This is a genomic window from Microbacterium sp. ZKA21 (genome assembly GCF_050434165.1).
In the GTDB taxonomy this organism is placed as follows: domain Bacteria; phylum Actinomycetota; class Actinomycetes; order Actinomycetales; family Microbacteriaceae; genus Microbacterium.
The window spans coordinates 154,202-177,254 of record NZ_JBNPVV010000008.1 but is presented as its reverse complement, the minus strand read 5'-3'; the positions used below and the strand labels follow the sequence as shown (position 1 = coordinate 177,254).

The following is a 23,053-nucleotide window of genomic DNA, read 5'->3' as shown; positions in this document are numbered from 1 at the left end:
TATGGCAAGGTGTGAGGCAGGGGACAGACGCCGGAGGGGGCGCTTGTGAACAGGATCTTCCAGCGAACCGTCGGGCTCGCCGTGATCGTCATCGTTCTGCTCGCCGCAGGGCTGCTGTGGTGGGGGATCGCGGTGACCGACCCGCCGACGCTGTGGGACCCGGCGCACCTCACGCTCGCGGGGGTGTGGCAGGTGATGTACAGCACCGAGCTGCCGAACCTCGCCGTGCTCGCGACGGCCCTCGGCATCGCGCTGCTGCTGGTGCTGTTCGTCGTGGTCAGTGAGCGCGTCGTGGCCAGTCGGTACCGTCGCGCCGGAGCCGAGGTGACCAAGCTGACGCTCGCACCCCGCGCGGTCATGGACCGGACTCGCGGCGTGTTCGCCGGTGAGGTCACGGTCACGGTCCTCATCCCGGCGCACAACGAGGAGGCCTCGCTCCCCGAGACGCTGCGCTCCCTTCAGCAGCAGACCACGCCGCCGACGCGGGTGGTCGTCGTCGCCGACAACTGCACGGATGGCACGGTCCGCGTCGCGCGTGAGCACGGCGCCGACGTCTTCGAGACGGTCGGCAACACGCACAAGAAGGGCGGCGCGCTCAACCAGGCGCTCGCCGATCTGCTGCCGGTGCTCGGCGACAACGACACGGTCATGGTGATGGACGCGGACAGCCAGATCGGTGCCGGCTTCCTCACCGAGGCCGTTCGCCGCTTCACGGACGACCGTGCGCTCATGTCGGTCGGAGGGCTCTTCGAGGGTGAAGAGGGCCACGGTCTGCTCGGGCAGTTCCAGCGCAACGAGTACTTCCGGTATCAGCGCGAGATCCAGCGCCGGGACGGTCGCGTGTTCGTGCTCACCGGTACCGCCTCGGTGTTCCGTGCGTCCGCACTGCGGGCCATCGCCGAGGCGCGCGGCACGCAGTTGCCCGGCCGGGCAGGCGACGTCTACGACACCTTCGCGCTCACGGAGGACAACGAGCTGACGATCGCGATCAAGTCGCTGGGCGGACTGACGATCTCGCCGCGGGAGTGCAGCGTCGTCACCGAGCTCATGCCCTCCTGGCGGATGCTGTGGGCTCAGCGCCTGCGCTGGCAGCGCGGAGCGCTCGAGAACCTCGGGGCGTACGGCGTCACGCCTCAGACTCTGCGCTACTGGGCTCAGCAGATCGGCATCGGATACGGCGTGCTCGCGCTGTTCTCCTACTTCGTCCTCATCCTGCTGATGATCGTGTCGATGGACACCTGGGTGTGGTTCCCGTTCTGGCTCGGGATCGGGGTGCTGTTCGCCGCCGAGCGGGTCATCACGGTGTGGCGGGGCGGATGGCGCGCCCGGATCGTCGCGGCTCTGGTGTTCCCCGAACTCGTCTACGACTGCTTCCTCAATCTCGCCTTCCTCAGGGGCGTGTTCGAGATCGCATTCGGTCGCAGCGCGACGTGGAAGCACGTCGAACACGGCTCGGGGAAGGGGGCGACCGCATGATCGTGCTGGCGACGGATGTCGTGCGCACCGGATTCCTGCTGCCCGAGTCCGTGCTGTACAGCGACTGGTTCAGCGTCTTCGCGACGTTCGTCGCGATCAACACCGTGATCTACGTCGTCCTCGGCGTCATCAAGGTGCTGCCGAAGGTGCGGCGCCGCAGCAGAGGCGGTGCGAGCAGGAGGTCAGAGACCCGCAGCATCCACCCCGATGCTCCGGCGTAGGGCGCGCAGCGCTTCGGCCATCTCGGCTGCCGGCACCGGCTTGCCGAGGTGGAAGCCCTGGGCGAGATCCGCTCCGATCTCACGGGCGAGATCGACGTGATCGGGCTCGGACACGCCTTCCACGAGCAGGCTGGCCTGTGCGTCTCGCGCCGCGGCGACGAGCGGGCGGAGCCGTTCGCGGGCGCCCGGATCGGAGCGCAATTCCCAGAACAGAGCGCGGTCGATCTTCACGACGTCGGGGCGCAGCGTGGCGATCCGGGCTTCGTCCGCTTGGGCTGCGCCGGCATCATCGACGAGCAGCTGGCCGCCGAGCCGCGTGATGAGCTCTCGGATCACCGTGAGATCCGCGGGCGTCTCGCCCTCGAACAACTCCATCCCCCACGGGCGGTCGGAAGCGGCGAGCAGGGGCGGGAGCTGTGCGTGCAGCATCGTCGTCCCCGAGGCGTTCAACGTGATGAACAGCCCGGCAGGCAGCGGCGCGGCTTCCTTGACCGCGAGCTCGATGAGATGCAGTTCCAGCCACTCGCGCCGTCCGGCGGCTTCGGCATCGGCCAGCCGCACGAGAGGCGCGGTGCCGTCCCGGAATCGGGCCAGCGCCTCGAAGCCGACGACCGACCAGGATGCGAGATCCACGATGGGCTGGAAGACGATCTGCGCGGTCGGATCGTCCTGGGGGGACAGCGGTCTGGTCACGGTTCAGTGTAGCCCTGCGGAAAACCCGTACTCTAGAGGAGGGGAGGGGCTCTGGGGAGGGTCCTGTGAGAGGACGCCATCATGGTCGTACAGGGCATCAAGGCCTCGGACGCTGAGGAGCTCCGCTGGCTGCGGACGGGCTGGCTGAGGCAGGCCCGTGAACGCACATCCATCTACTCGGTCGTCACGGCGGGGTTGACGCTGCTGTTCTCGCTGCTCGGCGCGCTCGAGCTCTTCGAGACGGACCTCACCGTGTTCGAGGTCGGCTTGTCCATCGGCATCCTGGTCGCAGGACTGAGCGTCACCGGGATCGTCGTCTTCGGCGGGGTCGAACTGCCGCACTGGCTCGGATTCGCGCTGGTCGGGCTGCACGCGATCGTGTCCGTCTACTATCTCGGCTTCTCCGACGAGCGCCAGAACGCGATCGCGGCGCTGCAGGAACTGCCGATCATGGCGATGTACTTCTCGTGGTTCTACGGAGCCCGCATCGCCAGGATCGGCGAGCTCGCGATCCTCCTCGCCGTCGGCACGGCTGCCGTGTCCGGGCCCTTCACCGGTGAGATCGGCGGCGCTGCGGGACCGATCGGACCCGCGAACCTCATCGGCGCGGCATGCTTCACCTGGCTGTGCCTGGAAGCCGGGCTCTACGTCCGCCACCGCATCCGCCTCGAATCGAACACCGACGAACTGACGGGTGTCCTCAACCGGCGCGGGTTCCTCGCGAAGGCGCAGATGGAGTTCCGTCGTGCCGCTCGGCACACGCGACCGGTGGCGATCGCGGTGCTCGATCTCGACAAGTTCAAAGAGGTGAACGACGAAGCCGGCCACGCGGCGGGCGATGACGTGCTCAGGGTGCTGACGGCGCAGTGGATGTCGCTGTCGCGCAGCACCGACATCGTCGGTCGGCTGGGCGGGGACGAATTCGCTATGGTGCTTCCAGAGACGGATGCCGACGAGGCTGCCGCGGTCATGCGCCGCCTGCGGTCATACGCAACCCATCCCTGGTCGTGGGGTGTGATCCTCGTCGAACCGGATGAGCCCGTCGAGGCGGCACTGCACCGCGCCGACGCCGCGATGTACGACGACAAGCGCCGCTGAACGGTCACTCCTCCCCGACGAGCTCCCCGCGGATGCGGCGGAGATCCTCGAGCAGCGATCCGATCAGGATCCAGTGCGCGGATGCCGGGGGCGCCACCTCCAGCGGTGCCGTCAACGCCGGGATCGCCGAGGTCAGGGCCTCCGGCTCCGGCGCGACGTCGGCGATCTGCACGGCCAGGCGCACATCGTGGCCGGCACGACGCAGCTGCTCGGCGATCGCGTGCACGGTCGGTTCGTCGCCGAGCGAATCGTCGTAGTGGTCGAAGTAGGCCCTGGTCATCCCGATCACCTGCGTCACGATGGGGGAGAGCCGGGTCAGCAGCTCGCGCATCTCGCGCAGCTCGTCGCGGTGCGATGACCGCCGCGGGTTGAGCGTCAGCGACTCCTCGCCGGCTGCGATGGTTGTTTCGGCCGACACCTGCATGGGCCGCAGCAGGCGCGCCTGGAGCATGAGCTCCTGCAACTGCGCCGGCGTCCGCGCGGCGGGCAGGGCGTCGGCGAGCCGGTCGAGGCTCGCCGCGACCTCTGCACCGAGCAGCCCGATATCGCGCCGCGCGGGAGCGACCAGCACGGGCGGCACGAGCGCCACATTGACGATCATGCCGATCGCGACGCCGATGAGCGTCTCGACGATCCGATCCACTGCGTACTCCGGGCTGTCCGACCCGAGCGCCAGCACGAGCATCGCCGAGATGGCGACCTGATTCCCCGTCCCAGGCGTCGCGCGGAACGACCAGGCGACGAGCATCGCCACGACGATCGCCAGCAGCACGACCCAGCTCTGCGGACCGAGCAGCAGGCTCAGCCCGACGGCGATCAGGACGCCCGCGATCACGCCGATGCTGCGTTCGAGCGCCTTGGCCAGCGACTGGTTCACACTCGGCTGCACGACCAGCAGGGCCGCGATGGCCGCGAACACCGGGAGCGGGCCGGGAATCAGCCAGCCCGCGATGAGCCATGCGGCGATCGTCGCGACCGCTGATTTCACGACCTGCAGCAGGGGTCCGCGCTTCGCGCTGCGCACTGCCGCCGTCATCCGCATGAGTCCCACGGTAGTCCGCGAGCGCGGCGCCCGGCGTGGGCTGTCCCGGCGCAACGTCGCGTCACATGAGCACGTCTCGAAGTGAGGCGACCCTAACTCTCTGATAAATTAGGGCAGGCTTACCAAAGCATCCGCTCGTCAGAGCCTTACAGAACACGACCCCGAACCCCGACCCGAAAGGGATTCCCGTGCGCACCTCTCGACTTCTCGGCCTCGGCGCCGCTGCAGTGCTGGCCGTCGGCCTCGCTGCCTGCTCGTCATCCGCCCCCACCAGCACCGACGCGGGCGCAGACGCCGCCGCATCCGACGGCGTCTTCCCCGTCACGATCGAGCACGTGTACGGCGAGACCACGATCGCGGAGAAGCCCGAGCGCGTCGCGACCGTCGCGTGGGCCAACCACGAGGTCCCACTCGCCCTCGGTATCGTCCCGGTCGGCATGAGCAAGGCCACGTGGGGCGATGACGACGGCGACGGCATCCTGCCGTGGGTCGAGGACAAGCTCGAGGAGCTGGATGCCGAGACCCCGGTGCTCTTCGACGAGACCGACGGCATCGACTACGAGGCCGTCGCGGACACGAAGCCGGACGTCATCCTGGCGTCGTACTCGGGCCTCACGCAGGAGGAGTACGACACGCTCTCCAAGATCGCGCCGGTCGTGGCGCCGCCGGGCATCCCCTGGAGCACCTCGGTCGAGGACATGGTCACGATGAACTCGACGGCGCTCGGTCTTGCCGACGAGGGCGAGGCGCTCAACGCCGACCTGCAGGCGCAGACGGATGCCGCGCTCGAGGCGCACCCCGCGCTCAAGGACGCGAAGCTGCTGTTCGCGTACATCGACCCGAGCGACTTCAGTCAGATCGGCTACTACACCGCGGCCGACACGCGCCCCGGTTTCCTGCGTGACAACGGGCTGCCGCTGCCGGCCATCGTCGAGGAGACCGCCGACAGCACGGAGTTCTACCTGACCACGAGCGCGGAGAACGCCCAGGCGCTCGCCGACGTCGACGTCTTCGTCTCGTACGGTGATGAGTCGATCATCCCGGTGCTGCAGGCCGACCCGCTGCTGTCGAAGATCCCGGCGATCGCCGCCGGCGACATCGCCGTCCTCGGCGACGCGACGCCGCTCGCGGCATCGGCCAACCCGTCGCCGCTGTCCATCCCGTGGGGGATCGAAGAGTACTTCGCGATCCTCGAGGCACCGCTCGTCTCCGAGTGACCTCAGCAGCCGTCACCGCACCACCGGGCGCCGTCGATCTGCGGCGCCCGGTGGTGGTGCGCGTGCTCTGGCTGCTCGCCGGGCTCGGTGCGATCGTCGTGCTCTCCATCCTGTCGCTCTCATTCGGGGTCAAGGCCGTGACGATCGACGACATCGCTGCCGCCCTCGCCGGGCACGACGACACGATCGCCCAGGCGGCGGTCATCAAGCGGATGCCGCGTACCGTGCTGGCCATCCTCGTCGGCGCGGCTCTCGCCCTGTCTGGCGCGACCATGCAGGCCGTCACCCGCAATCCCATCGCCGACCCCGGCATCCTGGGTGTCACGACCGGTGCATCGCTCGCGGTCGTCATCGGCATCGCGTTCCTCGGCATGGCCGACGCGACGGGCACCCTGTTCGTGGCGATCCTCGGTGCGGCCGTCGCCGCGACGTTCGTCTACACGGTCGGCTCCCTCGGCCGGGGCGGTGCGACCCCCCTCAAACTTGCGCTCGCAGGAGCTGCGACATCGGCGGCGTTCGCCTCGCTGATCAGCGCCATCATGCTGCCCCGCGTCGATCTGCTGCAGTCGTTCCAGTCCTGGCAGGTCGGCGGCGTCGGCGGCGCGGAGTGGTCGCGCATCGCGCTCACGGTCCCTGTGCTGGCCATCGGCGCGATCATCTGCTTCGCCTCCGCCAGCGGCATGAACTCGCTCGCCCTCGGCGACGACATGGCCAAGGGGCTCGGCGAGCACGTGTTCCGCACCCGGCTCCTCTCGGCGATCGGCGCCGTGGTCCTCGCGGGCGCCGCGACGGCCGTTGCCGGTCCCATCGGCTTCGTCGGCCTCGTCGTGCCGCACTTCTGCCGGATGCTGCTCGGCACCGACCATCGCTGGCTGCTGCCCTTCTCGGCGCTCGCCGGTTCCGTGCTCCTGCTCACGAGCGACATCATCGGCCGCGTGATCGCCCCGTCGGGCGAGGAGATCCAGGTCGGCATCATCACCGCGCTCGTCGGCGCCCCGTTCTTCATCTGGATCGTCCGCAGGCAGAAGGTGCGCGAACTGTGAGCGTCATGGACACCGACCTGCGGCCTGAGCCCGTCGAAGGGCGCCGCGACGTCGCCGCCGTCATTGCCGGGCGCCGCGCACGCCACCGACGCCACGCGGTGGCGGTGATCGCGCTGGCCGTCGCGGTGTTCGTCCTGGCCGCCGTCGCCCTCATGTTCGGCGACACGTTCTACACGCCGAACGAGATCGTCCGCGTCATGCTCGGCGAGACCGTCCCCGGCGCGTCGTTCACCGTCGGCGAGCTGCGACTGCCTCGGACGGCGCTGGCGATCCTCGCCGGAGTCGCGTTCGGCATCGCCGGCGTCTCGTTCCAGACGCTGCTGCGCAACCCGCTGGCTTCGCCGGACATCATCGGCATCACGGAAGGTGCGAGCGTCGCGGCGGTCATCGGCATCATCGTGCTCTCGCTGGACGGCCCCGTCGTCTCCGCACTGGCGCTCGCCGGCGCGCTCATCACGGCGCTCGCGATCTATCTGCTCTCGAACAAGGGCGGCTTCGCCGGCACCCGGCTGATCCTCATCGGCATCGGTGTCGCCGCGATGCTGCAGAGCGTGATCTCTTACCTGCTGTCGCGTGCCGCGCAATGGGACATCCAGACGGCCATGCAGTGGATGACCGGCAGCCTGAACAACGCCTCGTGGGAGCGCGTGACGCCCCTCGCGCTCGCGAGCCTCGTCATCCTGCCGCTGATGTTCTCACAGGCGCGTTCGCTCGGGATGCTGCGGCTCGGCGACGATTCGGCCGCGGGCCTCGGCGTGCGGGTGACCGGCACGCGGATGCTGTTCATCGTCGGCGCCGTCGCGCTGCTCGCGTTCGCCACCGCGGCCACCGGGCCCATCGCGTTCGTCGCGTTCATGGCAGGACCCATCGCGTCCCGCATCACCGGGCCGGGCGCGAACCTCCTGCTGCCCTCCGCGCTGATCGGTTCTCTGCTCGTGCTGGGCGGCGACCTGATCGGGCAGTTCCTGCTGCCCGGTCGCTATCCGGTCGGGGTGATCACCGGCATCCTCGGGGCTCCGTATCTCATCTACCTGCTCATCCGCACGAACCGACAGGGGGCCTCGCTGTGACCGCGACCCACCAGCTGAGCGCAGAAGGCGTCACTCTCGCCTACGGCGACCGCACCATCATCGACGGGCTGGACCTGGCGATCGCTCCGGGGAAGATCACGACGATCGTCGGCGCCAACGGATGCGGAAAGTCGACGCTGCTGCGCTCGCTCGCGCGCCTGCTGTCGCCGAGCGCCGGTCAGGTCGTGCTGGACGGCACCTCTGTGCACTCCCGTCCGACCAAGGAGGTCGCGCGCATCCTCGGGCTGCTGCCGCAGTCGCCGGTCGCGCCGGAGGGGATCGCGGTCGCCGACCTCGTCGGTCGCGGAAGGCATCCGCACCAGAAGGTGCTGTCGCGCTGGAGCGCGCGCGACTACGAGGCCGTCGCCGATGCGCTCGCCGCCACCGGGACGGCCGAACTCGCCGACCGCAGCGTCGACGAGCTGTCCGGCGGCCAGCGCCAGCGCGTCTGGATCGCCATGGCGCTCGCGCAGGAGACCGACATCCTGCTGCTGGACGAGCCGACCACGTTCCTCGACGTCGCCCACCAGGTCGAGGTGCTGGACCTGCTCACCGACCTCAGCGTCTCGCGCGGCACCACGATCGTCATGGTGCTGCACGACCTCAATCTCGCCGCCCGCTATTCCGACGAACTCGTCGCGATGAAGAGCGGACGCGTGCATGCCACCGGAACCCCGACCGAGGTCGTCACCAGCGACCTCGTCGAGTCCGTGTTCGGCATGGCCAATCAGATCACCACCGACCCGGTTTCAGGCAAGCCGATGGTCACACCAATCGGGAGGCACCATGTCCGCTGAGACCACCACCAAGGCCAAGTCGTCGTACGTCCTCGGACGCGCCGAGGTGCGCTCGGTCGAACGGGTGTCGCCGAACTTCGTGCGGATCACGTTCGGCGGTGAGGAGATCGCCGACTTCGGCACCCCCGGCGACGTCTACGACGCGCGCATCAAGCTGATTTTCCCGCCGGCCTCCGGCATCCTCCCTCCGATCGATCGCGAGACGGACGACTGGTGGGGGTCGTACCTGGCCGTCCCGGAGGACGAGCGCGGATCGATGCGCACCTACTCGATCAGGGAGCTGCGGGTGTCGGATGCCGGGGAGACCGAGGTCGTCATCGACTTCGTGCTGCACCTGGCGCCGGGGCTCACCGGCCCGGCATCCCTGTGGGCGAGCTCGGCCGCGGTCGGCAAAGAGCTCTTCCTCATCGGACCGCGGCGCGGCCGTGAGGACCGCGGCGGCATCGAATACGCACCGGGGGGCGCGTCTTCGGTGCTGCTCGCGGGGGACGAGACGGCCGCGCCGGCGATCGCCCGCATCCTCGAGGACGCCCCGCGGGATCTCCGCGGTCACGCGTTCATCGAGGTTCCGGATGCCGAGGACGTCCTCCCGGTCGACGCACCGGCGGGGGTGGAGGTGCACTGGCTGCCGCGCGGGGGCGCGAACCACGGCCTGCGGTTGATCCCGACGGTGCTGGACTACCTGGGGGATGCCTCGGCGGAGGAGATCGTCGTCACCGACATCGATGGCGAGGATCTCGTGTGGGAGACGCCGGTGTACTCGGGGCTCGGGGAGGACTTCGAGAACACCGGCGCTTCCGCCGAGCGCTACTTCTGGATCGCCGGGGAGAGCGGCGTCGTCACGACGCTGCGGCGCCACCTCGTGAAGGACCTCGGGATCGATCGATCGCAGGTCGCGTTCATGGGGTACTGGCGCCGCGGCGTCGCGATGCGCGGCTGAGGTTCTGCGGGGGAGACGCTGCGGGCTGCGGGGTGCTGGCTTCGCTCGCCGAGGGTCCCTCCCAGCTCCGCTGGGGCCCTCCCGACGCTCGCGAAGCCAGCACCCCTCCGCCCTCCGCTGCGCGCGAGGGAGACAGCGCCGGCTTCGCCGACGGCTGGGGAGAAGGGAAGGAGGGGCCGTCAGGCGAGCGAGCGGAAGAATGCGCGGATATCGTCCGCCAGCAGCGCCGGCTCCTCCATCGCGGGGAAGTGACCGCCCTCGGTGAAATCGCTCCATCGAGTGACCGCGCCCCACGGGTCCATCGTCCGCCGCAGCAGCGGATGCGTGTCGAACGCCGCCCACGCCGACGGCACCTGAGCCATGACGAAGTCGAGCTCCGCGTGCTCGCCCTCGTAGTAGAACTGCGCGCTGGATGCGCCGCTGCGGGTGAACCAGTAGAGGCTGATGCCGGTCAGCAGCTGGTCGCGATCGACGGAGGGCGGCCGGTGCCCGGCATCCGTCCTGGTCTTGAACTTCTCGGCGATCCACGCGAGCAGCGCGACCGGTGAATCGGTCAGCGCCGGGCTGATCGTGTCCGGGCGGTGGTTGTGCATCTCGAGGTATCCGCGCTCCTCGGCGCTCGAGGCCTGCACTGCGGCGAGCTGCTCGGTCTCGTCGTCGGAGAGCCCGTCCGGCGCCGGGAAGACCGTGCCGACGAGTCCGAGCACGGCGCGGTCGATGGCGACGTGCGTGCCGATCACGCGCTCGGGGTGGACCCCGGCCAGGCGGCCGGCGATGCCCGAACCGATGTCGCTGCCGTGGACGGCGAAGCGCTCGTAGCCGAGGCGCGTCATGATCTCGGCATACGCATCCGTCGTCCGCGCGAGCTCCCAGCCCGTGCCCGACAGTGGAGTGGAGAAGCCGAAGCCCGCCGGCGCCGGGATGACGAGGTGGAAGTCGTCGGTCAGCCGCGGGATCAGGCGCTGATACTCGACGAACGAGCCGGGCCACCCGTGGGCAAGGAGCAGCGGCGTGGCCGCCGGATTCGCGGAGCGCACCTGCACGACATGGAAGGTCTGGCCGTCGATGACGGTCGTGAACTGCTCGTGCGCGTTGAGCCGCGCCTCCTGCGCGCGCCAGTCGAATCCGTCGCGCCAGTACTCGGCGAGTTCGGTCAGGTAGGCCTGCGGGATGCCGCGGCTGAAGTCCTCTCGGTCATCACGACCGGGCAGGGGGAGTGGCCAGCGCGTGTGAGCCAGCCGAGTGCGCAGATCGTCGAGATCGGCCTGTCGGATGTCGATGCGGAAGGGGGTGAGGGCGGTGGTGTCGGTCATGGCATCAACACTCGCTGGGATTGCGGCAGGTTCGCTTCCGCAATCGGTGGAATGATCGGATGCATGTTGGAGACCTCGGCACGGCTGCTGGAGCTGCTGTCGCTGCTGCAGGTCCGGCGCGACTGGACGAGCGTCGAGCTCGCCGAGCGGCTCTCGGTGAGCACGAGGACCGTGCGCGCCGACGTCGGAAAGCTGCGGTCGCTCGGGTATCCGGTCGATGCGCGTCCTGGCGTCGCGGGCGGCTACCGATTGGCGGCTGGATCGGCGATGCCACCGCTGCTGCTCGATGACGAGGAGGCGGTCGCCGTCGCGGTCGGGCTGGGTTCGCTCGCCACCGGGCGCAGCGGAATCGAGGAGACCGCGCTCACCGCGCTCGCGAAGCTCGAGCAGGTGCTGCCTTCGCGCCTGCGGCCTCGGGTCGCAGCGGTTCGCGAGGCGACGAGCGCGGTGCCCGGCATCGAACCTCCCCTCGACCTGTCGGCTCTCGGCGCGGTGGCCACGGCGATCCGCGGTCATGAACGGCTGCGGTTCGGATACACCAAGCCCGGCGGTGCCGAGGAGTCGCGCCACACCGAACCCCAGCGGCTCGTGAGCTGGGGTCCGTTCTGGTATCTGCTCGCGTGGGACCTCGATCGCGACGACTGGCGGGTCTTCCGGGTCGATCGCATGGTGCCGCGCGCGCCGACCGGCGTGACGTTCCGAGCGCGCGTGATCGCGGAGGACGACGTCGTCCGGTTCGTCGTCGCGCGCGTGAGCAGGGCGGCGTGGCGATATCGCGCCCGACTGCTCGTGCACGCGTCAGCGGCGGAGTTCGCGGCGAAGGTCGTTCCCATCCCCGTCGAGATCGAGGCAGTCGACGATGTCACGTGCCGCGCCGAGTTGGGCGCGGATGATCCAGACCGGCTCGCGCTGTGGATCGCGCAGCTCGACGTCGACGTCGAGATCATCGAGGGCGCCGAGCTCGCCGCCGCGTTCGACCGCCTTGCGGCGAGGTTCGCGCGGGCGGCGGGCGGCGTCGCCGATGCGGACTCTCCCCGCGGCCGGTGACGTCGGCGGGCCATGGTTCGATGGAGGCATGGACGAAGGGAAGCGGATGCTGCAGGAGACCCGCGCGATCTGGGCCACCGCCATCAGCTTCCTCGTCGGAACCGTCGTCGGCACGATCGTGCTGTGGGGGAATCCGCGGCCGATCGCGGGGGACGGTTCCGTCGGCATCCCCGCGGCCGTCATCGCGGGCCTGGTCGCCGCGGCATCATTCGTCCTCAGCACGTTCCTGCATCGTCGCGGCGAGACCAAGCCGATGCCGCGCTGGCAGGCGATCGTGTCCGATGTCTCGGCCGTCGCGCTGACGATCGCGTTCGCCGGCGTCACAGCGCTGGGCGTGCTGCTGGCAGGCGAGATCCTGGGGGTCGGTCTTCAGGGCCTCGAGCTCCCGGCCATCGGCGGCGGCCTGCTGACCGGTGTCGCCGCAGCCGTCGGCGGGCGCCTCGCCTTCGCGGCCGGGGTCGGGCTGGAGACCGGCGATCTGGCAGGTCTGCTGTTCAGCTATCTCGTGATCGGCACGCTGTTCGCGATGCTGACGGCGGCCGACCCGGACTGGTGGTCGCTGAACTTCTCCCAGCTCGGCATCGGCGCCGGATCCTGGGCGTTCAACGGGACGCTCGTCGTCGCCGGCCTCCTCGTCGCGACCGTCGGCGCGTACATCGGGCGCGACCTGCACCGCATCCGCGGCGACCGAGCGTTCCGGCAGATCCTCTGGGTCGTGGCGCTGTGGGCTGGAGCCGGTATCGCGCTGGCCTGCGTCGGGATCTTCCCGATCCACCGCATCGTCGTCGCGCACAACATCGCGGCGTTCGCGACGCTGGCGTTGTTCATCGCGGCCGCCGTCGTGACGACCATCGTGATGCCAGGGCCGCCCAAGCCGCTGGTGTTCACGACGGTCGTGGTCGGCGCCTCGCTGGTCATCGCGTTCGTTCTGTGCGATCCGTTCCGTCTTTACTCGCTCACGGTGCTCGAGGTGATCGCGGTCGGGCTCGGCCTGCTCTGGATGACGACGCTCGTGCGCATCCTCGCCGTGCTGTCGCCAGAGCAATCGCGTCCGTCGGCGCGTCCGACGCTCCGCAATCGCTGAACCGCGGCGAACCGATCAGGCGCTCGCGCGCACCACGAGCTCGGTGTCCAGGATGACCGACCGCGGCTCGGCGCCGGCGATGACGTCCAGCAGGACACCCACCATCTGCGCGCTGATCTGATCCCACGGCTGGCGCATGGTCGTCAGCGGCGGCTCGTGCGTCGCCGCGAGGCCGGAGTCGTCGAACCCGGCGATCGCCACATCCTCCGGTACGCGCAGTCCGGCCTTCCGCACCGCCGCCGCCGCGCCGGCCGCCATCCGGTCGCTCGCGGCGAACACGGCATCCACTCCGCGCTCGAGCAGCCGGCTCATCGCGACCTGACCCGACTCGAACGAATAGTCGCCGGTCTCGACGAGCGATTCGTCGAACGACGAACCGAGCTCTTCGCGGAAGCCGACGAGCCGATAGCGCCCGCCTGGGGTGTCGTCGGGCCCGGCGATCATGCCGATCCGCTTGTGACCCTGCGCGCGCAGGTGCGCGGCCATGATCCGCGCCGAGCCCACCTCGTCGACCGAGACGGTCGACAGCTCGCCCTCGTGCCCGAGCGGCGCGCCGCAGCACACCGTCGGGATGCCGGTGTCGATGAGCTCCTCCAGCAGCGGCTCCGATTCGTGGGACGAGATCAGCATGACCCCGTCCACGTGACCGGCGCTGATGAAGTGCGCGACGCTTTCGCGTTCGGCGGCGGATCCCGCCACGAGCAGCACGAGTGTCATCGAACGCTGGGCCAGCGCCTCGGCGGCACCGCGCAGCAGCAGGGCGAAGGTCGGGTCGTCGAAAAGCAGCTGCTGCGGCTCGGTGAGCAGGAATGCCATCGAACCGGCGCGGCCCGTCGCGAGACTGCGCGCGTGGTGGTTCGCGGTGTAACCGGTGGCGACGATCGCCTCTTCAACGGCGACACGCGCATCGGGGGACACCCAGTGCCCGCCGTTGATCACGCGCGAGACCGTACTGCGGGAAACCCCGGCCTGCACCGCCACGTCGCGGATCGTCGGCTTCCGCTTCGCCGTCAGATCACTCATCGGAGCGACTCTACCCACTTCCGGCGCTTCCGCGTAGCCGACACTGGGACCGGTCTCAGTTCGGTAACGGCGGTTGTGTCCCGGCGTGCCCATCGGGTAGAACTGAGACCGGTCCCAGTCGTTCAGGTATGCGACAGGCTGAGACCGGTCCCAGTTCCACTTGCACCACCTGCACCGACCCGATGGAGTGCCGATGACCTCCCCCCACGCCTGGCCCGCCCTCGAGGGAATCGCCTACGGCGGCGACTACAACCCCGAGCAGTGGTCCCGTGAGACCTGGCGCGAGGACGTCGTCCTCATGCGCGAGGCCGAGGTGAATCTCGTCAGTGTCGGCATCTTCTCCTGGGCGCTCATCGAGGTGGCCGAAGGCGTCTTCGACTTCGAATGGCTCGACGAGCTGCTCGACCTGCTGCACGACAACGGCATCAAGGTCGACCTGGGCACACCCACGGCATCCCCGCCCGCCTGGTTCTTCGCGAACCACCCCGAGGCGCGCGTCATCGACCGCGAGGGCCGCGTCATGGGCTTCGGTTCGCGCGGCATGGCATCGCACGCGTCGCCCGCCTACCGCGAGGCGATCGTCCGCTACGCCGACACGCTCGCGGCGCGCTACGCGAAGCACCCGGCCGTCGTGCTCTGGCACGTCCACAACGAGTACGGCGTTCCCGTCGGGGAGGACTACTCTCCGGCATCCGTCGCCGCCTTCCGGCTCTGGCTGCAGGAGAAGTACGGCAGCCTCCACGCGCTCAACGCCGCGTGGGGCACCGCCTTCTGGAGCCAGCACTACACCGACTGGGAGCACATCGGCGCCCCCGCCATCGCCCCCAGCGTCGTGAACCCGGCCCAGCGCCTGGACTTCGCCCGCTTCACGGACCACCAGCTGCGCGCGTGCTTCATCCTCGAGCGCGATGCGATCCGCGCGCACGCCGACCAGCCGATCACCACGAACTTCATGGCGAACCAGAGCTGGACGACGGACCTGTGGGCCTGGGCGCAGGAAGTCGACATCGTCTCGGACGACCACTACCTGTGGGCCGCCGACGAGGACGGGCACATCGGGCTCGCGATCGCCGCCGATCTCACCCGCTCGGTCGGCGGCAACAAGCCGTGGATCCTCATGGAGCACTCCACCTCCGCCGTGAACTGGCAGCCGCGCAACATCGCCAAGCGCCCGGGCGAGATGAAGCGCAACTCGCTCACCCACGTCGGGCGCGGTGCCGACGGCATCCTGTTCTTCCAATGGCGCGCCGGCCGATCCGGCGCCGAGAAGTTCCACTCCGCGATGCTCCCGCACGCCGGCACCGACTCGCGCGTCTTCCGCGAGGTCGTCGATCTCGGCGCGACGCTGCAGCGGATCGAAGAGGTCCAGGGCTCTGTCGTGCAGGCCGATGTCGCCGTGCTCTGGGACTTCGAGTCGTTCTGGGCGCAGGATCTCGAGTGGCGCCCTTCCGAGGACGTCACGCACGCGGCCCAGGTCCGGCACTTCTACGAGCAGCTCTGGCGTGACGGCATCACGGTCGACTTCGCCCTCCCCGGTCACGATCTGTCCGGCTACAAGCTCGTCGTCGCTCCGGCCCAGTACATGCTGAGCGCTGCGGATGCCGAGAACCTGGCGCGCTACGTGTCCGGCGGCGGGACGCTTCTCGTTTCGTTCTTCTCGGGCGTCGTCGATGAGAACGACGCGGTGCACCCCGGCGGTTTCGCCCCCGGGCTGCGCGAGGCGCTCGGCCTGTCGGTCGAGGAGTTCCTGCCGCTGCGCGAAGGCGCGAGCCACGACGTCGTCTGGCCCGGCCACGACGCGGTCCGTGTCGACATCTGGCAGGAGGACATCCGCCTCGAAGGTGCGGAGGTCGTCGCCCGCCTTGCGGACGGGCCAGGCCAGGACGGCCCGGCCGTCACGCGCCACGCGCACGGCGACGGCTTCGGCTGGTACGTGAGCACCCGACTGGATGCCGCCGGCATGCGCACCCTGCTGAGCTCGGTGTATGCGGATGCCGGGGTCGCCGCGGCATCCCACCGCGAAGGCCTCGAGGTGATCGCACGCCGCAAGGACGACGCGACCTACCTCATCGCCGTCAACCACAACGAAGACGACGCCTCGTTCGCCGCCACCGGCATCGACCTGGTCACGGGATCCGCTGTCGACGGCACCGCCACGGTGCCCGCCGGCGGCGTCGCCGTGATCCGCACCACCACCGACTGACAACTCCACACCGACGGGCTCCCGCCCGTCGCACATACCCCGGTCGTGACGATGCGACTCGCTCAGCGAAGCGCGTCGGCGGCCACAACAGAGAGGAACACCGCATGCGCAAGCACATCGCAGTCGGCGCATTCGCGCTGACCGCCGCCGTCGTCCTGGGTCTGACCGGTTGCGGATCGAGCACGCCGGAGTCCGAAGAACCGACGGGCGAGGGCGCCGAACTGGTCATCTGGACCGACGCCGAGCGCGAAGAGGCGATCACCGCCGCCGCTGAAGCGTTCGAGGAGGAGACCGGCGCGACCGTCACGCTCGTCCAGAAGAACTTCGAGGACCTCCGAGACGACTTCATCGCCCAGGTGCCCACCGGCGAGGGCCCCGACATCACCGTCGGCGCGCACGACTGGCTGGGCGCGCTCGTGGCCGCCGGCGTCGTGGACACGATCGACCTCGGCGACACGGCATCCGAATTCGAGCCGGTCTCGATCGAGGCCATGACGTACGACGGGCAGCTGTACGCGCTGCCGTACTCGCTCGAGTCGATCGCGCTCGTGCAGAACGTCGACCTCGTCGGCGACGCGGCCCCGGCGACCTGGGACGAGATGATCCAGAAGGGCATCGAGTCCGGCGCCGAGCGTCCGTTCGTCATCAACACCGAGGGCGAGACGGGTGACGGCTACACGATGTACCCGTTCCAGACGTCCTTCGGTGCTCCCGTGTTCGTCCAGGACGAGACGGGTTCGTACACGAGCGAGGTCGGCATGGGCGGCGCGAACGGCGAGGCCTTCGCGACCTGGCTGGGAGCGAACGGCGCGAACGGCACTGGCTACCTCTCGACGACCGTCGACTACGACATCAACAACGAGCTGTTCAACTCCGGCAAGGCGCCGTACACGATCCAGGGGCCGTGGGCCATCAGCGCCTACCCGGACGTCAACGTCGTCGTGAACCCGATCCCGTCCGCCGGTGGCGAGACGGCCGCCCCGTTCGTGGGTGTTCAGGGCTTCTACCTGTCCAGCCAGAGCGAGAACGCGCTGCTCGCGCAGGAGTTCCTGGTGAACTACCTCGGCACGGAGGATGCGCAGCGCGCCCTCTACGAGGCCGACCCGCGCATCCCCGCGTGGACCGCGCTGGCCGAGGAGGTCTCCTCCGACCCGATCATCGCCGGGTTCGTGGCATCGTCGAAGAACGGCGTCCCGATGCCGTCGATCCCCGAGATGGGCTCGGTCTGGGACCTGTGGAACGCCGCGCAGGTGCAGATCATCAACGGCGCCGACCCGGTGTCGACCTGGAACACGATGGTCGCCGACGTCGAGGCCGCGACCGCCGGTTGATCCGTCGCGGGCCGGGAGGCCCTTCGTCTCCCGGCCCGCGTCCCGCACCCCGCAGACAGGAGGACAGGATGCCGTCACCGGCAACGTCGACGCAGGAGACGCCCGCGTCGGAACAGCGCGAATCGCACGCCCGCGGATTCCGCGGGCTCGGCTGGGGCTTCCTGGTCAAGCTCGCCCTGATGGCGCTGATCAACGCCTTCGGGATCATGACCGCGATCGCCGCCTGGCGCGTGGAATCCTGGATCGTCCTCGGCGCGATCGTCGTGCTCGTCGCGATCGCCGACTGGGTGTACTTCACCAAGAAGGCGCTGCCTCTGAAGTACCTGCTCCCCGGTCTCGTCTTCCTCCTCGTCTTCCAGGTGTTCATCTTCGGATACACCGCCTACATCGCCTTCACGAACTACGGTTCCGGCCACATCGGCTCCCAGGAGCAGGCGGTCGAGGCGGCCCTCATCCAGGGCGAGCGCCGCGTCGAGGGATCACCCACCTATCCGCTGTCCGTCGTCGAGCGCACGGGCGAGATGGGCTTCGCGATCGTCGACGAGGACGGCGACGTGCAGGTCGGCTCGGCTCTCGAGCCGCTCGCCGAAGCATCCGGAGCCTCCGTCGGAACCGGCGGCGCACCCGACGAGGTCCCAGGCTGGACCGTCGTCCCGCGTGCCACGGTGCTCAGCGACACCGAGCTGCAGGCGCAGATCGCCGAACTGCGCGTGCCGGTCTCGGACGACCCGAACGACGGCTCGGTCCGCACGCGTGACGGCTCGTCCGGTGCGATCTACGAGTCCACCCTGGTGTGGGATGCCGAGGCCGAGACGATCACCGATACGACCACCGGGACGGTGTACAGCGCGGACGACCGCGGGTCCTTCGTCGCCGAGGACGGCACCGCGCTGCCGACCGGCTGGTACGTGAACGTCGGGTTCGAGAACTTCCTGCGGCTGTTCACCGATCCGCTGCTGGCCTCGACGCTCGGCAGCGTCACGGTGTGGACGTTCGCGTTCGCGATCCTGTCGGTCGTGCTGAGCTTCGCCGTCGGGCTCGGCCTCGCGATCGTCTACAACGATCCGCGAGTGCGAGGGCGCCGCGTGCTGCGGGCGCTGTTCATCCTGCCGTACGCCTTCCCGGCGTTCATGGCAGCGCTGCTGTTCCGCGGCATGTTCAACGCCGAGTTCGGCGTGATCAACGATCTGTTCTTCTTCGGGCAGCAGATCAACTGGCTGGGCGACCCGTGGCTGACCAGGGCAGCGGTGATCTTCGTCAACGTCTGGCTGAGTTATCCGTACTGGTTCCTGGTGTGCACGGGCGCGCTGCAGTCCCTTCCGGGCGACACGCTCGAGGCGGCCGAGATCGACGGTGCGAACAAGATGCAGCGGTTCCGTTCGATCGTGCTGCCACTGCTGCTGGTGTCGACCGCTCCGCTGCTGATCGCCTCGTTCGCGGTGGCGTTCAACAACTTCACGGTCATCTACACGTTCAACAACGGCGGGCCGGCGATCGCCGGGGCGCCGTACGCGCTCGGCTCGACCGACATCCTGGTGTCCGCCATCTACGACGTCTCCGGTGTCTCGGGCGGCGCCAGCGACTACGGCCTCGCGAGTGCGCTCTCCATCATCGCCTTCATCGTGGTCGGTGTGATCTCGGCGCTGAGTTTCCGCCAGACCCGCAAGCTCGAGGAGTACCAGTGATGTCCATGCAGACCAAGGTCGTCGTCACCGGATCCGCGGATGCCGCGGCATCCCGAGCCGGAGCCCGCCGACGCCGCTGGTGGAGCGAGGTCGGCTGGAAGTACATCCTGGCCGTCGGCATTCTCTTCTTCGCCGCGTTCCCGCTCGTGTACGTGCTGTCGTCGTCGCTGAATCCGAACGGGTCGCTCGCGGCATCCAGTGCCCTGTTCTCGGCATTCGACGTCACGAACTACGTCGAGCTCGGGCAGTCAAGGTACTGGGTGTGGTTCGGCAACACGCTGCTCATCGGCGTCGTGACCGCGATCGGCTCGGTGCTGATGGGGGCGGCAGGCGCATACGCGTTCTCGCGGTTCCGCTTCACCGGCCGGCGGGCGAGCCTGACCACGCTGCTGGTGCTGCAGATGTTCCCGCAGGCGCTCGCGTTCATCGCGATCTTCCTCATGCTGCTGACCCTCGGCGAGGTCGTGCCCGCGCTCGGGATCAACTCGAAGATCGCCCTGATCTGCGTCTATCTCGGCGGAGCGCTCGGGGCGAACACGTTCCTCATGTACGGCTTCTTCAACACGATCCCCGTGGAGATCGACGAGTCGGCGAAGATCGACGGTGCCACGCACGCGCAGATCTTCTGGCGTCTGATCATGCCGCTCGTCGTGCCGATCCTCGCCGTGGTGGGACTGCTGGCCTTCCTCGCGGCATTCGGCGACTTCATCCTGTCGAAGATCATCCTCACCAGCGAGGACAACTGGACCCTCGCGGTCGGCATGTACCAGTGGGTCTCGAACCAGCTCACCTCGCGCTGGGGACTGTTCGCCGCCGGTGTCGTGGTGGCCGCCATCCCCGTGCTCGCGCTGTTCTTCTCGCTGCAGAAGTACATCGTCGGCGGCCTCACCCAGGGCGCCGTCAAGGGCTGAACGCCCGCACACTCCCACCCGAAAGGCCGTCATGCACCGTCGCACACGCCCCCTGCTCCCCGCGGTCATCGCCGCCGTCGCCGCGCTCGCCGTCTTCGGCGGCTCGGCGCCGGCCGCCGCGGCGGCTCCGGTCGAAACCGCCGTCGCCGCGGCATCCGCTCCGGTGGATGCCGAGATCACCGTGCCCCGCGTCGAGAACCTCTCCGACGACTTCATCGGCGGGGTCGACGTGTCGTCGGTGCTGTCGCTGGAGGCATCAGGCGTCGTCTTCCGCGACGAGGCGGGTGAACCGGGCGACCTGTTCGAGATCCTCGCCGACTCCGGAGTCACCGACGTGCGCGTGCGCGTCTGGAACGACCCGTTCGATGCCGACGGCAACGGCTACGGCGGCGGCAACGTCGACGTCGACCGTGCGGTCGAGATCGGCGAGCGGGCGACGGATGCCGGGCTCGGCGTGCTCGTCGACCTGCAGTACTCCGACTTCTGGGCCGACCCCGCCAAGCAGCAGGCGCCGAAGGCCTGGGCGGGGATGGATGCCGCGCAGACGGCCGAGCAGGTCGGCGTGTTCACGCGCGATGCGATGCGCGAGTTCGTGGCCGCCGGGGTCGATGTGCGGATGGTGCAGATCGGCAATGAGACGAACAACGGCGTCGCGGGCATCACCGGATGGGACGGCATGGCGCAGGTGTTCTCCGCAGGATCCGCCGCGGTGCGGGCGGAGGCGCCCGATGCCCTCGTCGCGCTGCACTTCACCAACCCCGAGCGGGCCGGCTTCTACGCGAACGTCGCAGCGCAGTTGGACAGCCGCAACGTCGACTACGACGTGTTCGCATCGTCGTACTATCCGTTCTGGCACGGCACCCCGGAGAATCTCACCAGCGTGCTCTCGCAGGTGGCGCAGGCCTACGGCAAGAAGGTGATGGTCGCCGAGACCTCGTGGGCGTACACGCTGGAGGACGGAGACGGCCACGGCAACGTGATCGATCTGGCTTCCGAGGCGACGCAGTATCCGCTCAGCATGCAGGGTCAGGCGAACGCGGTGCGCGACGTCGTGCAGGCGGTCGCCGACGTGGGGGATGCCGGTATCGGCGTCTTCTACTGGGAGCCGGCCTGGCTGCCGGTCGGCACGTCGGACGAGCTGGAGGCCAACCAGGCTCTGTGGGAGCGCGACGGATCCGGCTGGGCGTCGAGCTTCGCGGGCGAGTACGACCCGCACGACGCCGGCCAGTGGTACGGCGGTTCCGCGTGGGACAACCAGGCGCTGTTCGCGTTCGACGGCACCGCTTCCGATGCGTTGAAAATCTTCTCCTACGTGCGCACCGGCGCGGTCGCTCCGCGCGAGGTCGAGGCGGTGCGACCGGTCGCCCTGCAGCTGACCGAGGGCGACGCCGTGGCGCTGCCGGACGAGGTCGAGGTGCGCTACACCGACGGCACATCCGAGGCGCAGTCGGTGATCTGGTCCGACGCGGTGCGGTACATCGAGGGCGTCGGCGAGTACGCGGTCACCGGTACGACGAGCGCCGGACTCACCGCATCCGCTACGATCACGATCTCGCCGCGCAACTTCCTGGTGAACCCGGGATTCGAGGATGCTGACACCAGTGCGTGGACGACGGCAGGCACCGGGCTGACTCTGTGGTCCTGGGATGACCCGCACTCCGGCACGCATTCGGCTCACTTCTATGCGGATGCCGCGTACACGTTCGAGCTGAGCCAGAGCGTGACGGGACTCGCCGAGGGCGCCTACGTCGCGCGGGCCGCTCTGCAGGGCGACGGCGAAGGCGAAGCGGGGCGGGTCGTGCTCGCGCTGTCCTCGACCGAGGTCGCGCCGGAACCCGTCGCGTTCGGCCTCGACGGGTGGCGTGCGTGGTCGACCCCGACGACGACCGCCGTGCAGGTGGCCGAGGGCGGGACGGCGACCGTGCGGGTCACCGCCGACCTGCCCGCCGGGGCGTGGGGCACCCTGGACGACCTCGAGCTCGTGCGGATGCCGGAGCCCGGTGCCGACACGACGCGGCTGAAGACGCAACGGGATGCCGCGGCATCCGTCGACCCGGCCGACTACGTCGAGTCCTCCACGGCCGGCCTCGCCGGCGCGATCGCCCGCGCGGACATCGTGCTGAGCGCCGCGTCGCCGACCGCGGACGCCGTGACCGGTGCGCTGAAGGCCGTGAACGATGCCCTCGACGCGCTCGTGATCCGCGACGCAGCGACCGGCGCGCCGGCGCGCGGGGTGCTCTCGCACGATAACGGTCACGACACCGGCCTGCGCGACGGCGACTTCACCGTCACGATGAACCTGTGGTGGGGCGAGAACGCGACCAAGCTGCGAGTGTTCGAGAACGGCGAGCTCGTCGCGACCGTCCCGCTCGCGTACGGCGGGACCGCGGCCCAGACCGCGACCGTCGCGGTGAGCGGAAAGGCGAACGGCACCTACGAATACACCGGCGAGCTGGTCAATTCGCAGGGATCGACGGTCGTGAAGCCCGTGACCGTGACGGTGAAGGATGCCGCTCCGGGTGTCCCGGCGCTCGCAGCGGACAATCATGACGGCGACGGGAACTACACGGTGACCGCGGACCTGTGGTGGGGCACCAACGCGACCGGATACCGCCTCTACGAGGACGGCGAACTGCTGACGGCGGGCGACCTGGTCGCGAAGACGCCGGGAGCGCAGCACGTCGAGATGAGCATCGGCGACCGCGCGGTCGGCACGCACACGTACGTGGTCGAGTTCGTGAACGCAGCCGGTGTCACCGAGAGCAAGCCGCTCACGGTGCGCGTCCGGGGCTGACGGGCGTCGCCCCCGGCATCCGGTGCGAACGGCTGTCGGCGGTTCCCGCGTCCCAGGTCGCACTT

The 23,053-nt window shown here is 69.4% G+C and carries 19 protein-coding genes; 15 read left to right on the top strand and 4 right to left on the bottom strand.

Translation table 11 applies throughout. From position 1 onward, the window contains the following. The first annotated feature begins 45 nt into the window (after positions 1 to 45). On the top strand, positions 46 to 1,476 hold the full coding sequence (locus M2317_RS16040; protein WP_429461850.1) for a glycosyltransferase family 2 protein: 1,431 nt from the start codon (positions 46 to 48) through the stop codon (positions 1,474 to 1,476). Then, complete coding sequence (locus M2317_RS16035) at positions 1,473 to 1,697, top strand: hypothetical protein (RefSeq protein ID WP_429461848.1); 225 nt, start codon at positions 1,473 to 1,475, stop codon at positions 1,695 to 1,697. The genes M2317_RS16040 and M2317_RS16035 overlap by 4 nt, the downstream gene beginning before the upstream one ends. Here the strand turns inward: M2317_RS16035 and M2317_RS16030 are convergent. Beyond that, positions 1,659 to 2,390 (bottom strand): EAL domain-containing protein, encoded by a 732-nt coding sequence (locus M2317_RS16030; protein WP_429461846.1) that lies wholly within the window; start codon positions 2,388 to 2,390, stop codon positions 1,659 to 1,661. The genes M2317_RS16035 and M2317_RS16030 overlap by 39 nt on opposite strands. An 81-nt stretch (positions 2,391 to 2,471) precedes the next feature. Here M2317_RS16030 and M2317_RS16025 point away from each other — a divergent pair, with 81 nt between their 5' ends. Beyond that, entirely contained in the window at positions 2,472 to 3,488 is a 1,017-nt protein-coding gene (locus tag M2317_RS16025; protein ID WP_429461845.1) for a diguanylate cyclase, read from the top strand. A gap of 4 nt (positions 3,489 to 3,492) precedes the next feature. On the opposite strand, the gene M2317_RS16020 is transcribed toward M2317_RS16025, so the two are convergent. Further along, entirely contained in the window at positions 3,493 to 4,530 is a 1,038-nt protein-coding gene (locus M2317_RS16020) for an FUSC family protein (protein ID WP_429461843.1), read from the bottom strand. Positions 4,531 to 4,718: 188 nt separating this feature from the next. Here M2317_RS16020 and M2317_RS16015 point away from each other — a divergent pair, with 188 nt between their 5' ends. The 5 genes from M2317_RS16015 to M2317_RS15995 are packed head-to-tail and all read left to right on the top strand — an operon-like array spanning position 4,719 to position 9,597. Beyond that, positions 4,719 to 5,747 carry an iron-siderophore ABC transporter substrate-binding protein gene (locus M2317_RS16015; RefSeq protein ID WP_429461841.1) on the top strand — a complete coding sequence of 343 codons (1,029 nt, stop codon included), beginning with the start codon at positions 4,719 to 4,721 and terminating at the stop codon, positions 5,745 to 5,747. Next, complete coding sequence (locus tag M2317_RS16010; protein WP_429461839.1) at positions 5,744 to 6,790, top strand: FecCD family ABC transporter permease; 1,047 nt, start codon at positions 5,744 to 5,746, stop codon at positions 6,788 to 6,790. Before M2317_RS16015 ends, M2317_RS16010 begins: the two co-directional genes overlap by 4 nt. 5 nt (positions 6,791 to 6,795) lie before the next feature. After that, a complete protein-coding gene (locus tag M2317_RS16005) occupies positions 6,796 to 7,860 on the top strand; it encodes a FecCD family ABC transporter permease (RefSeq protein ID WP_429461972.1) in 1,065 nt (354 codons plus the stop codon). Then, positions 7,857 to 8,657, top strand: coding sequence for an ABC transporter ATP-binding protein (locus tag M2317_RS16000; protein ID WP_429461837.1), 801 nt, complete (start codon positions 7,857 to 7,859; stop codon positions 8,655 to 8,657). The genes M2317_RS16005 and M2317_RS16000 overlap by 4 nt, the downstream gene beginning before the upstream one ends. Then, entirely contained in the window at positions 8,647 to 9,597 is a 951-nt protein-coding gene (locus M2317_RS15995) for a siderophore-interacting protein (protein WP_429461835.1), read from the top strand. The genes M2317_RS16000 and M2317_RS15995 overlap by 11 nt, the downstream gene beginning before the upstream one ends. A 179-nt stretch (positions 9,598 to 9,776) precedes the next feature. Here M2317_RS15995 and M2317_RS15990 read toward each other — a convergent pair whose 3' ends face one another. Next, the gene (locus tag M2317_RS15990) at positions 9,777 to 10,910 is read right to left on the bottom strand and encodes an epoxide hydrolase family protein (RefSeq protein ID WP_429461834.1); all 1,134 of its coding nucleotides are present in this window, start codon (positions 10,908 to 10,910) and stop codon (positions 9,777 to 9,779) included. Between the two features lie 63 nt (positions 10,911 to 10,973). Here M2317_RS15990 and M2317_RS15985 point away from each other — a divergent pair, with 63 nt between their 5' ends. Both M2317_RS15985 and M2317_RS15980 read left to right on the top strand, forming a co-directional pair. Beyond that, entirely contained in the window at positions 10,974 to 11,957 is a 984-nt protein-coding gene (locus M2317_RS15985) for a helix-turn-helix transcriptional regulator (RefSeq protein ID WP_429461832.1), read from the top strand. Positions 11,958 to 11,985: 28 nt separating this feature from the next. Further along, positions 11,986 to 13,041 carry a DUF998 domain-containing protein gene (locus M2317_RS15980; RefSeq protein WP_429461830.1) on the top strand — a complete coding sequence of 352 codons (1,056 nt, stop codon included), beginning with the start codon at positions 11,986 to 11,988 and terminating at the stop codon, positions 13,039 to 13,041. A gap of 15 nt (positions 13,042 to 13,056) precedes the next feature. On the opposite strand, the gene M2317_RS15975 is transcribed toward M2317_RS15980, so the two are convergent. Continuing rightward, positions 13,057 to 14,064, bottom strand: a complete 1,008-nt coding sequence (locus tag M2317_RS15975) for a LacI family DNA-binding transcriptional regulator (RefSeq protein ID WP_429461828.1) — start codon at positions 14,062 to 14,064, stop codon at positions 13,057 to 13,059. Positions 14,065 to 14,257: 193 nt separating this feature from the next. Here M2317_RS15975 and M2317_RS15970 point away from each other — a divergent pair, with 193 nt between their 5' ends. The 5 genes from M2317_RS15970 to M2317_RS15950 all read left to right on the top strand — a co-directional run bounded on the left by M2317_RS15970 (position 14,258) and on the right by M2317_RS15950 (position 22,988). Beyond that, positions 14,258 to 16,267 carry a beta-galactosidase gene (locus M2317_RS15970; RefSeq protein ID WP_429461826.1) on the top strand — a complete coding sequence of 670 codons (2,010 nt, stop codon included), beginning with the start codon at positions 14,258 to 14,260 and terminating at the stop codon, positions 16,265 to 16,267. 104 nt (positions 16,268 to 16,371) lie between these two features. Continuing rightward, complete coding sequence (locus M2317_RS15965; protein ID WP_429461825.1) at positions 16,372 to 17,598, top strand: sugar ABC transporter substrate-binding protein; 1,227 nt, start codon at positions 16,372 to 16,374, stop codon at positions 17,596 to 17,598. Between the two features lie 68 nt (positions 17,599 to 17,666). After that, complete coding sequence (locus tag M2317_RS15960) at positions 17,667 to 19,283, top strand: ABC transporter permease subunit (protein WP_429461823.1); 1,617 nt, start codon at positions 17,667 to 17,669, stop codon at positions 19,281 to 19,283. 5 nt (positions 19,284 to 19,288) lie between these two features. Then, entirely contained in the window at positions 19,289 to 20,194 is a 906-nt protein-coding gene (locus tag M2317_RS15955; protein ID WP_429461971.1) for a sugar ABC transporter permease, read from the top strand. A 31-nt stretch (positions 20,195 to 20,225) separates the two neighbouring features. Continuing rightward, positions 20,226 to 22,988 (top strand): glycosyl hydrolase 53 family protein, encoded by a 2,763-nt coding sequence (locus M2317_RS15950; RefSeq protein ID WP_429461821.1) that lies wholly within the window; start codon positions 20,226 to 20,228, stop codon positions 22,986 to 22,988. The last annotated feature ends 65 nt before the right edge of the window (positions 22,989 to 23,053 follow it).